Annotated in this window: 11 protein-coding genes; 4 read left to right on the forward strand and 7 right to left on the reverse strand. The window is 63.0% G+C overall.

All coding sequences use genetic code 11. The features are described 5' to 3' along the window. Window positions 1-18: 18 nt before the first annotated feature. Window positions 19-456: an RNA polymerase-binding protein DksA gene (gene dksA / locus RVY79_RS06380; protein WP_317463215.1), complete on the reverse strand. Its 438-nt coding sequence runs from the start codon at window positions 454-456 to the stop codon at window positions 19-21. Between the two features lie 246 nt (window positions 457-702). Here dksA and sfsA point away from each other — a divergent pair, with 246 nt between their 5' ends. After that, window positions 703-1449, forward strand: a complete 747-nt coding sequence (gene sfsA, locus RVY79_RS06385) for a DNA/RNA nuclease SfsA (protein ID WP_317463216.1) — start codon at window positions 703-705, stop codon at window positions 1447-1449. Window position 1450: 1 nt separating this feature from the next. Here the strand turns inward: sfsA and metW are convergent, their stop codons facing one another. Genes metW through RVY79_RS06410 form a run of 5 tightly spaced genes read right to left on the reverse strand, consistent with a single transcriptional unit; the run spans window position 1451 to window position 5477 of the window. Beyond that, window positions 1451-2050, reverse strand: coding sequence for a methionine biosynthesis protein MetW (gene metW / locus RVY79_RS06390; RefSeq protein WP_317463217.1), 600 nt, complete (start codon window positions 2048-2050; stop codon window positions 1451-1453). Then, window positions 2050-3210, reverse strand: coding sequence for a homoserine O-succinyltransferase MetX (locus RVY79_RS06395; protein ID WP_317463218.1), 1161 nt, complete (start codon window positions 3208-3210; stop codon window positions 2050-2052). The genes metW and RVY79_RS06395 overlap by 1 nt, the downstream gene beginning before the upstream one ends. 60 nt (window positions 3211-3270) lie before the next feature. Continuing rightward, entirely contained in the window at window positions 3271-3861 is a 591-nt protein-coding gene (locus RVY79_RS06400; RefSeq protein ID WP_317463219.1) for a YggT family protein, read from the reverse strand. 34 nt (window positions 3862-3895) lie between these two features. After that, the gene (gene proC / locus RVY79_RS06405; RefSeq protein ID WP_317463221.1) at window positions 3896-4720 is read right to left on the reverse strand and encodes a pyrroline-5-carboxylate reductase; all 825 of its coding nucleotides are present in this window, start codon (window positions 4718-4720) and stop codon (window positions 3896-3898) included. A gap of 49 nt (window positions 4721-4769) precedes the next feature. Beyond that, a complete protein-coding gene (locus RVY79_RS06410) occupies window positions 4770-5477 on the reverse strand; it encodes a YggS family pyridoxal phosphate-dependent enzyme (RefSeq protein WP_317463222.1) in 708 nt (235 codons plus the stop codon). 34 nt (window positions 5478-5511) lie between these two features. On the opposite strand from RVY79_RS06410, the gene RVY79_RS06415 reads away from it, so the two are divergent. Beyond that, on the forward strand, window positions 5512-6552 hold the full coding sequence (locus tag RVY79_RS06415; RefSeq protein WP_317463223.1) for a type IV pilus twitching motility protein PilT: 1041 nt from the start codon (window positions 5512-5514) through the stop codon (window positions 6550-6552). A gap of 38 nt (window positions 6553-6590) precedes the next feature. After that, on the forward strand, window positions 6591-7733 hold the full coding sequence (locus tag RVY79_RS06420) for a PilT/PilU family type 4a pilus ATPase (protein WP_317463224.1): 1143 nt from the start codon (window positions 6591-6593) through the stop codon (window positions 7731-7733). A gap of 4 nt (window positions 7734-7737) precedes the next feature. On the opposite strand, the gene RVY79_RS06425 is transcribed toward RVY79_RS06420, so the two are convergent. Further along, window positions 7738-8853, reverse strand: a complete 1116-nt coding sequence (locus tag RVY79_RS06425; RefSeq protein ID WP_317463225.1) for an anhydro-N-acetylmuramic acid kinase — start codon at window positions 8851-8853, stop codon at window positions 7738-7740. A gap of 101 nt (window positions 8854-8954) precedes the next feature. Here RVY79_RS06425 and tyrS point away from each other — a divergent pair, with 101 nt between their 5' ends. Next, window positions 8955-10151: a tyrosine--tRNA ligase gene (gene tyrS / locus RVY79_RS06430; protein ID WP_317463226.1), complete on the forward strand. Its 1197-nt coding sequence runs from the start codon at window positions 8955-8957 to the stop codon at window positions 10149-10151. Window positions 10152-10284 lie beyond the last annotated feature (133 nt).

Genomic DNA, 10284 nt, shown 5'->3' on the forward strand with positions numbered 1-10284 from the left:
GAGTGTTCAGGGACGGCATCAACCGCCGAGTTGCTTTTCCTTGAGCTCCGCCAGCGTCTTGCAGTCGACGCAGAGCGTGGCGGTGGGGCGAGCCTCGAGGCGGCGAATGCCGATCTCGACGCCGCAGGCTTCACAGAAGCCATAGTCGTCCTCATCGATATTTTCGATGGTCTCGTTGATTTTCTTGAGCAGCTTGCGCTCACGGTCACGGGTGCGCAACTCCAGGTTGAAGCCTTCTTCCTGGGTGGCCCGGTCGGCCGGGTCGGCGAAGTTGTTGGCCTCTTCCTGCAGGTGGCGCACCGTGCGATCCACCTCTTCCATGAGCTCCTGTTTCCAGATGAGCAGGATTTGGCGGAAGTGCGCGAGCTGCTGCTCGTTCATGTATTCTTCACCCGGCGCCGGCTCGTACGGGGTGAATTTTTCTGGCGCTTCCGTTTTGATTTCCGCTACTGGCATGGGACTGCCTCATTACGCAAGTGACTTGGGCCGATGCCTGGCCAGGGTAGGGCTTGGGCGCCCGCCCGAAGCCTTGCTTATTTAGCGGAAAAGCGCAGACTTTGCAACCATTCTCGGCGATAAAATGATCTCTTCCGATCCCGATCAGGCGCTGGAGCGCGCGCATCAGGCGCTCACGCGACGACTCTGGCGAGAATGTGATTTTTTGTCCCTCGATGGGACATATCCAGTATCCAAGAGGGGGCGATGGAATACACGCAACTGAGATCTGGCATCCTGGTCCGCCGTTACAAGCGCTTTCTAGCCGATGTGCGCTTGGCATCGGGCGAAGAGGTAGTCGCACATTGTCCTAATACCGGCTCCATGCGCGCGGTCAACGTCCCGGGGTGTCGCGTCTGGCTCTCGCCGAGTCGTAATCCCGCGCGCAAGCTAGCCTGGACCTGGGAGTGGATCGAGCTGCCCATGCCCGGTGCAGCACCGGCCCTGGTATCGGTGCACACCGGGCGCGCCAATGCGTGGGTCGAGGAAGCCCTGTGTACCGGGCGTGTCGCCGAGCTGGCGGGGTATGCGGCACTCAAGCGGGAAGCGAAGGTCGAAGGCGCACGGCTCGATTTTCGCCTCACCGATGCCCGGCAAACGACCCATGTTGAAGTCAAGCAGGTCACGCTGCGTGAAGACGACGGCCATGGCTATTTCCCCGACTCGGTCAGCGAGCGTGGTCGGCGGCATCTGGAGGCACTGGCGGCGCGGGTCGCATTGGGCGAGCGCGCGGTGCTCCTGTTTTGCGTGGCGCACACCGGGATCGATGCTGTGGCGCCCGCTGCGCACCTCGATCCGGCTTATGCAGAGACGCTACGTCGCGTCGCCGTCCAGGGGGTCGAAGTACTGGCATATGGCGTCGGCGTCACCCGGGACACGGCCGGCGTACCTTGCCAGGCCATGTTGACCCGGCGGCTGGCGGTGGATCTCGAGCGACAGCCGCCAAGCGTCTGAGTCAGCGTGAGGCGCGGGTGACACGGAAGATCGCCGTTTCCCCGCACAGGTTGGGCCACAGGCGCGAGCTCCAGTGCGGCTCATGATCGCCGTTGCCGACGCGTTGATCGACGATGGTCAGGCCTTTGTCACGGCATAGCTGGCCGAAATCGCGAAACGTCGATAGATGGATGTTGGGCGTGTCGTACCAAGCGTGGGGCAGCGACTTGGACACCGGCATACGGCCCTGAATGCCGAGATAGAGGCGGTGGCGCCAGTAGGCGAAGTTGGGGAAGGCGATGATGCATTCCCGGCCTACGCGCAACATTTCGTCGAGGGTGCGGTCCGGGCGCTGCAGGGCCTGAAGCGCCTGGGTCATGATCACCAAGTCATAGGCGTCATCCTCGACGTTGCTCAGGCCGTCGTCGATGTCCTGCTCGATGACGCTGACCCCGCGCTCTATGCAAGCGGTGATGCCATCGGGGTCGATCTCCAGACCATAGCCGACGACCTGCTTGTCACGCGCCAGGGCGGCAAGCAGCGCGCCATCGCCACAGCCCAGGTCGAGCACGCGCGCGCCTTGCGGCACCCAGTCGTGGATCAATTTGAGATCGGCGCGCATCAGGTCGTCTCCTCGAGCTGCAGGTCGCGGGCGACGCGACGCATGAAGCCGCCGAACACCGCTTCGTAACGCGGATGCGGCAGCAGGAATGCATCGTGGCCGTGGGGTGAGTCGATGCTGGCGTAGCTGACGGTCTTGTCGGCGCGCATCAGAGCGTCGACCAGTTCCCGCGAACGCGGCGGTGCGAAGCGCCAGTCGGTGGTGAAGCTGACCACCAGGAATGGGCATTGCGCTGGTGCCAGCGCCGCCGCCAGATCGCCGCCATGCAGGGCGGCCGGGTCGAAATAATCCAGCGCCTTGGTCATCAGCAAATAAGTATTGGCATCGAAGCTGGTGGAAAACGTATCGCCCTGGTGGCGCAGATAAGATTCGACCTGGAATTCCACGTCATAGCCGAAGTTGAGCTGATCGGTACGCAGGTCGCGGCCGAACTTGGCCCCCATCGAATGTTCGGAAAGATAGGTAATATGACCGATCATGCGGGCCAGCTTGAGCCCGCGCTTGGGGACTGTGCCATGCTCCTCATACCAACCGTCATGGAAGTCGGGATCCGAACGAATCGCCTGGCGGGCGACCTCGTTGAAGGCGATGTTCTGCGCCGAGAGGCGCGGCGTGGCGGCGATGACCACGGCGTTGGCGATGCGTTCGGGATATGCCATCGTCCATTGCAGCACCTGCATGCCGCCGAGGCTGCCGCCGACCACAGCGGCGAAGCGTTCGATGCCCAGTCGATCGGCCAGGCGTGCCTGGCTATGCACCCAGTCGGCCACCGTCAGAACCGGGAATGCCGGTCCCCAGGCGCGCTGGGTCTCGGGGTTGATCGAGGCAGGGCCGGTACTGCCGTGGCAGCCGCCAAGGTTGTTGATCGAAACGACAAAGAAGCGCTCGGTATCGATCGCCTTGCCGGGGCCGATATAGGCGTCCCACCAGCCGGGCTTGCGATCTTCCATATCATGGAAGCCGGCGGCGTGGTGATGGCCGGAAAGCGCATGGCAGATCAGCACCGCGTTATTGCGCTCGGCGTTGAGCGTGCCATACGTCTCGTAGACCAGCGAGTAGTCGGACAGCGTCTTGCCGCCGGCCAGTGCCAGTGGCGTATCGAAGTGCGCCGTTTGCGGCGTGACCAGACCGACCGAGTCGGGAGGTAGCGTGTCGGGCATCGTGTGTGTCGGTTTCCGTGTCCAGCGTGGGGCGCGCGACGGCGCCAGGGTAGTGAATGTTCAGAAGCCTACCAGCATGCCGGGCAATCCCGCTGCACGGGTCAGGGCGCCGACGATGAGGCTATCGAACAGGCTAATGGCGATGAACACCACGATGGGTGACAGGTCGATCATCCCGAGCGGAGGAATGACTTTGCGCACCGGCGCCATGATCGGCTCGACCAGTTGATGGACGAGAATGGCGCCGGGATGACTGGCCTGCGGTGCGACCCAACTGAGAATGATCATGATGATCAGAGCAAAGAAGTAGATGTCGAGAATGGCGCCCAACACCCCGGCCAGTGCCGCCACCAGTACGCCTTGAATCGGCGGCATGCCGATGCCTGCGAACTTGAGCAGCACGAAGATGACGATCCCCTTGAGCAACAAGCCCGCGACCAGCGAGGCGGGGTCGAAACGTCCACGCGGACGGAAGATGCGCTGCAAGGGAGCGACCACGGGGCGCGTGGCCTTGATCACCGCTTGGCTGACGGGGTTGTAATAATCGGCGCGCGAGAACTGCAGCAGAAAGCGCAGCATCAAGACGAACAGATACACATTGACTAGCGTGTTGACCAGCATCAAGCCGGCGCTTCCCATTTGGCTGCCCATGGGGCTCCTCCGTATCGAATGGGTGAAGGGGGATTCAGTCGCGGCTCAGTTCGTCGGCCAGTTCACGGGCGCGTGTCGCACACGCTTGCGTCGCGTTTTCGAACATCTGGCGTAGACCGTCGTCCTCGAAGCTATTGATGGCGCGTTCGGTGGTGCCGTTGGGCGAGGTCACGCGGCGGCGCAACTCGGCAGGCTCGAATTCGCTCTCGCGCGCCATACTGGCTGCGCCGTAAGCAGTCTGCAAGGCGAGGCGTCGGGCACTGTCGGCGGGCAGGCCGAGTTTCTTGCCGGCATCCTCGAGGGCTTCCATGATCAGAAAGAAATACGCTGGGCCGCTGCCCGACACGGCAGTAACCGCTTCGAGAAGCGCCTCGTCGGCGACCCACTCCACGAGCCCGACGGCTTCCAGCAGCGAGGTGGCCAGCTGCTTCTGCTCCTCGCTGACGCGGGCGTTGGCGTAAAGCCCCGAGGCGCCCTGACCGACCAGGCTGGGGGTGTTGGGCATGCAGCGGATCACGGCCATGTCGCCGCCCAGCCAGGTGTCCAGCGTTTCGGCACTCAAGCCGGCGGCCACAGAGACGATCAGTGGCCGCCGACGCTGCACGCTGTCGCGGAGTGCGTGGCAGACATCGCGCATGACCTGTGGCTTGACGGCCAGAACTACGACGTCTGCATGTTCGACGGCCGCGTTGTTGTCGGATGTGGTCTGGACGCCGTAGCGTGACGCGAGCGCGTCGAGTGTCTGAGCGCTGCGTGCGGTGGCGGTAATGGCCTCGGCGGGATAGCCGCCCTCGATCATGCCGCCGAAGATGGCGCTGGCCATGTTACCGGCGCCGATGAATGTCACTTGGCTTGTCATGATGACTCCTTAAATTTCGCGGCGAAACAATGGGGTTAGGGCAAGGCGATCAAGGAGGCGGTGTGCGCTGACCGAAAATGGCGGTACCCAGGCGCACCAGGGTGGCGCCTTCGTTGACGGCGGCCTCGAGATCGCCGCTCATGCCCATCGATAAGGTATCCAGGGGCGCCTGGGGATGTCGCTGGCGGAGTGTCTCGAGCAATGCGCGCAGTTCGGCGAAGGGGCGTCGTTGGGTCGCCGGATCGTCGCTCGGTGCAGGCAGTGCCATCAAGCCGCGTAACCGCAGGCGCGGCAGCGCCACCACGGCGTCGGCCAGTGCCGGCAAGGCCTCAGGGGAGACACCGGATTTGCTGGCTTCGCCGCTGACGTTGACCTGCAGGCAAACATCCAGCGGTTCCAGCGCTGCCGGACGCTGTGCGTCGAGGCGTGTGGCGATGCGCGCGCGGTCGATGGTATGTACCCACTGGAAGTGCTCGGCCACTGCGCGGGTCTTGTTGGATTGCAAAGGACCGATGAAATGCCAGACGATACCCTCGAGATCGTCCAACGAGGCCTGTTTGTCGAGCGCTTCCTGAAGATAGTTCTCGCCGAATGCGCGCTGCCCCGCAGCAAAGGCCTGACGCACACTCGCTGCAGGTTGCGTCTTGCTCACGGCCAACAGGTAGGCGTCCTCGCGGTTACGCCCCGCGCCCGCCAGGGCGCGGGTCAAACGCTGGCGAGCGCGTTCGAGGGATTCGGCGATGGTGACATCTGGCATACTGGGAAACCCTGTCCGCGAGCGAGAGAAATGCATGGATATTATCGAATTGCTGGCGTTCTCGGCAAAACAGAAGGCGTCCGATCTGCATCTGTCCGCCGGATTGCCGCCGATGATTCGCGTCGACGGCGACATTCGCCGGCTCAACGTGCCGCCGATCGAGGACCGTGAGGTCCGCAAGTTGATCTACGCGATCATGAACGATCAACAGCGCCGCGACTACGAAGAGGCGCTCGAGCATGATTTCTCGTTCGAGGTGCCGGGCGTGGCGCGCTTCCGAGTCAACGTCTTCCATCAAGGGCGCGGTGCGGGCGCTGTCTTTCGCACCATTCCCAGCGAGGTGCTCACCCTCGATGACCTGGACCTGGGCGAGGTGTTTCGTCGCCTGGCCTCGCTGCCGCGCGGGCTGGTACTGGTGACCGGGCCAACCGGGTCGGGCAAGAGTACGACCTTGGCGGCGATGATCGACTACGTCAACGAAAACTACTATCAGCATGTGCTGACCATCGAGGACCCGGTGGAGTTCGTGCATCGCAGCAAGCGTAGTCTCATCAATCAGCGCGAGTTGCATCGCGATACGCGTAGCTTCGCCACGGCGTTGCGTTCGGCGCTGCGCGAAGATCCCGACGTGATTCTGGTCGGCGAGCTGCGCGACCTGGAAACCATCCGCCTGGCGCTGACCGCCGCTGAAACCGGGCATTTGGTGTTCGGCACCTTGCATACCACGTCGGCGGCCAAGACCGTGGACCGCATCATCGATGTGTTCCCGGGCGACGAAAAGAGCATGGTGCGTTCGATGCTGTCCGAGTCGTTGCAAGGGGTCATTTCGCAGGTGCTGCTCAAGCGCGAAGGCGGCGGGCGCATGGCGGCCCATGAGATCTTGGTAGCCAGCGCGGCGGTGCGCAATCTGATCCGGGAGAACAAGCTAGCGCAGATGTATTCCTCAATCCAGACCGGGGGCAGTCTGGGCATGCAGACGCTGGATGCGGCGCTTTCGCGTCTGGTAGCACAGGGTGTCGTCTCGCGCGCCGAGGCGCAGGCCAAGGCGAAGGATGGGCGTGTGCTGGGCGTGTGAGCCGGGGACCAATCGACGGTCGCGAAGGAGAACGCGAGATGACGCCATACGAGTGGCTGACGCAACTGCTGGATATCATGCTCGACAAGCAGGCCTCCGACCTGCTGGTTTCCACTGGGGCGCCACCGAGTCTCAAGATCAACGGCGAGCTGGTCACATTGGGTGAGCAGGCGATGTCGGTGTCGCAGGTGCGCGAGCTGGTCTCAGCGGCACTGCCCCAGGGTGTGGGAGAGCGTTTCGAGGCCGAGCGCGAGGCCAACTTCGCGCTCAGTTTGCAAGGCAGAGGGCGTTTTCGCGTGAGTGCCTTCTATCAGCGTAGCCAGATGGCGATGGTCGTGCGCCGCATCGCTTTCGATATCCCCGATCTGGCGAGCCTGGCGTTGCCCTCGGCTCTGGGCGAACTGGTCAATCGCAAGCGCGGTCTGGTGTTCATCGTCGGTGGTACGGGCAGCGGCAAGTCGACCACGCTGGCGTCGATGATCCAGCACCGCAATCAGACGACCGGCGGGCATGTCATCAGCATCGAAGACCCCATCGAATACATTCACCCGCATGGCCGGGCGATCATCAATCAGCGTGAAGTGGGCATCGATACCGAGTCCTTCGAAGTGGCGCTCAAGAATGCGCTGCGTCAGGCGCCCGATGTCATCATGATCGGCGAGGTTCGCTCGCGCGAGATCATGGAGCATGCGTTGACGTTCGCCGAGACCGGTCATCTGTGTCTGGCGACGCTGCATGCCAACAACGCCAACCAGGCGCTGGAGCGGATTCAGCATTTCTTCCCCAGCGAGCGCCACGAACAAGTGTGGATGGACCTGTCGCTCAATTTGCAGGCCATCGTCGCCCAGCGTTTGTTGCCGCGCGAGGACGGTGAGGGACGCTGTGCGGCGGTCGAGGTGATGCTGCGTTCGCCGCTGGTCAGCGACCTGATCCGCAAGGGGGCGATTCACGACCTCAAGGAGGTTATGCAACGCTCCCACGACCAGGGCATGCAGACCTTCGATCAGGCGCTATACGCGCTCTATCGGCAAGGACGTATCAGCGAAAAGATGGCCTTGGTGCATGCCGACTCGGCCAACGACCTGCGGTTACGTATCGATTACGGCGATGCCGATAGCCCGCAGTTGGCGCGGGCCAGCGGTGCCGCTGAGCGTTTCACCCTGAAAGGCGACGATGAGTGAGCCTTCATGGCGCATAGAGACCGCCCAGCACACGGGGGCCGCGGGCGCCGGTGACCTCGGGCAGGTTGCCGGGGTGTCCTGCGAGGCGTTGATGGGCAAGCCAGGCGAAGGCCCCGGCTTCCAACCAGTCTGCTGACCAGCCGAAACGCTCGCAGGGCGTCAGCGGGATCTCCGGTACGTGCCGGCGTAGGCGCGCCAGCAGGTCCGCGTTGTGGGCGCCGCCCCCGCAGGGAATAAGTGCATCGCAATCCTCGTCCGAACGCTCGCTGCCTTGGATAATAGCCATAGCGATGCTGGCGGCGGTCAGTTCGGCGAGCGTCGCCTGGACGTCTTGGGGCGCTTCGTTACCCATCAGGTGAGTCGCCAACCAGTCGAGATGAAAATGCTCACGTCCGGTGCTCTTGGGCGGCGGGCGTTTGAAGTAGGGATCATCGAGGAGGCGCGAGAGTAAGGCTTCGTCGACGCGCCCGCCGGCGGCCCAGGCACCCTCGGCGTCGTAGGCGTGGCCCAGGTGGCGCTGACACCAGGCATCCATCAGCATATTGGCCGGGCCGGTGTCGAAGCCGAGCACGGGGGCGGGGTCGCCGCTCGGAGGAAGGCGCGTGAGGTTGGCGATGCCACCGAGATTGAGGATCAAGCGCGTATGCTCGGGGGCGGTGAACAGCGCGGCATGAAAAGCCGGCGCGAGCGGTGCGGCTTGTCCTCCGGCGGCCATGTCGCGGCGCCGAAAATCGCCGACCACCGCGCAGCCGGTCAGCTCAGCGAGCAGGCTGGGGTTATCGAGCTGGTAGGTATGCGGCGGTACGCCCTCAGGAGCGTGTTCGATGGTCTGTCCGTGGCTGCCGATGGCGGCGATGTCGTCAGGCAAAGTGTCGGTCTCCGCGAGCAGGCGGTTGACCGCCTCGGCTTGGCGTTCGCAGAACGCGGTCTCGAGCCGTGCCAGCTCCGCGAAGGTAGTCTCGCGAGCGAGACATAAGGCCAGTAAATCCTCGCGCAACGTGGCGGGAAAGGCTATCCCAGTGGCACCCAGCCACTCAGGGCGACCGTCACCGCAACGCACAAGGGCAGCGTCTATGCCGTCCAGGCTGGTGCCGGACATCAGGCCGATATAAAGGGGCATGCTCATCTCCATGTGCCGGGGGCGCTCAACCGCCGTCGATGAGTCATGCTAACATCCCACGTTATTGCCCAAGTCACCCTAATTTGCGGAGAAAGGATACGATGACCGACGTCGCCGATGCGCTGGCGCTGCTCAAGCGTGGCACCCATGAAATCCTGCTGGAAGACGAGTTGGTAAAGAAGCTCGAGTCCGGGCGTAAGCTGCGTATCAAGGCGGGGTTCGATCCTACCGCACCGGATCTCCACCTGGGACATAGCGTGTTGCTCACCAAGATGCGTCAGTTTCAGGAACTCGGCCACCAGGTCGTCTTCTTGATCGGCGACTTCACGGGGCGTATCGGCGATCCCACGGGGAAGAACGTGACCCGCAAGCCGCTGACCGAGGAGGAGGTCAAGGCCAATGCGGAGACCTATAAAGAGCAGGTGTTCAAGATCCTCGACCCAGCACTGACGGAAGTGCGTTTCAACGCCGAGTGGATGAGCCAGCTTTCAGCGGCCGACATGATCGAGTTGGCAGCGCAGTCCACCGTGGCACGCATGCTGGAGCGCGACGATTTCGAGAAGCGCTATACGGCCAATCAGTCGATCTCGATTCACGAATTCCTGTATCCCCTGGTGCAGGGCTACGACTCGGTGGCACTCGAGGCCGACATCGAGCTGGGCGGCACCGATCAGAAGTTCAACCTCTTGATGGGGCGCGAGATCCAGAAGCATTTCGGCCAGGCGCCGCAGGTGGTTATGACCATGCCGCTGCTGGAAGGGCTGGATGGCGTGCAGAAGATGTCCAAGTCGCTGGGCAACTATGTGGGGGTCGACGATACGCCGGGCGTGATGTTCAACAAGCTGGTGTCGATGCCCGATAGCTTGATGTGGCGTTACTTCGAGCTATTGTCGCTCAAGTCCAACGAGGACATCGAAGCGATTCGTCAGTCGATCGAGGCCGGGGCCAATCCGCGTGATATCAAGATGGAGCTGGCACGCGAATTGATCGGGCGTTATCACGGCGAAGAAGCTGCCGCTAATGCGCATAAGTCAGCAGGCAATCAACTGGCGGAAGGCGAGCTGCCGGAGGACCTCCCGGAGGTTGAGGTGGCCTTCGAAGGCGAACAGGCGCCGATCGCCGCAGTGCTTAATCGCTCGGGATTGGTCAACAATAGTGCCCAGGCGAAGGACATGCTGGGCAATGGTCGCGTCAAGGTCGATGGCGATGTCGTGGCACGCGATCATATGCTCGCCACCGGTCAGAGCTATGTCATCCAGGCGGGTAAGAAACGCTACGCGCGAGTGACGTTGGGGTAGGGCGCAACGCCATGTTTCATGCGTGTAAAAAACCTCTTGCGTTCAGTCCGCGTGGGCCGTAAAGTACGCATCCGCTGCCGGCGACGGGCTTCGTGGCCAGCGGTGAAAGGGTAGCGCAAGTAGCTGACTTGCT

The organism is Chromohalobacter sp. HP20-39 (assembly GCF_033052815.1).
Taxonomy (GTDB): Bacteria; Pseudomonadota; Gammaproteobacteria; order Pseudomonadales; family Halomonadaceae; genus Chromohalobacter.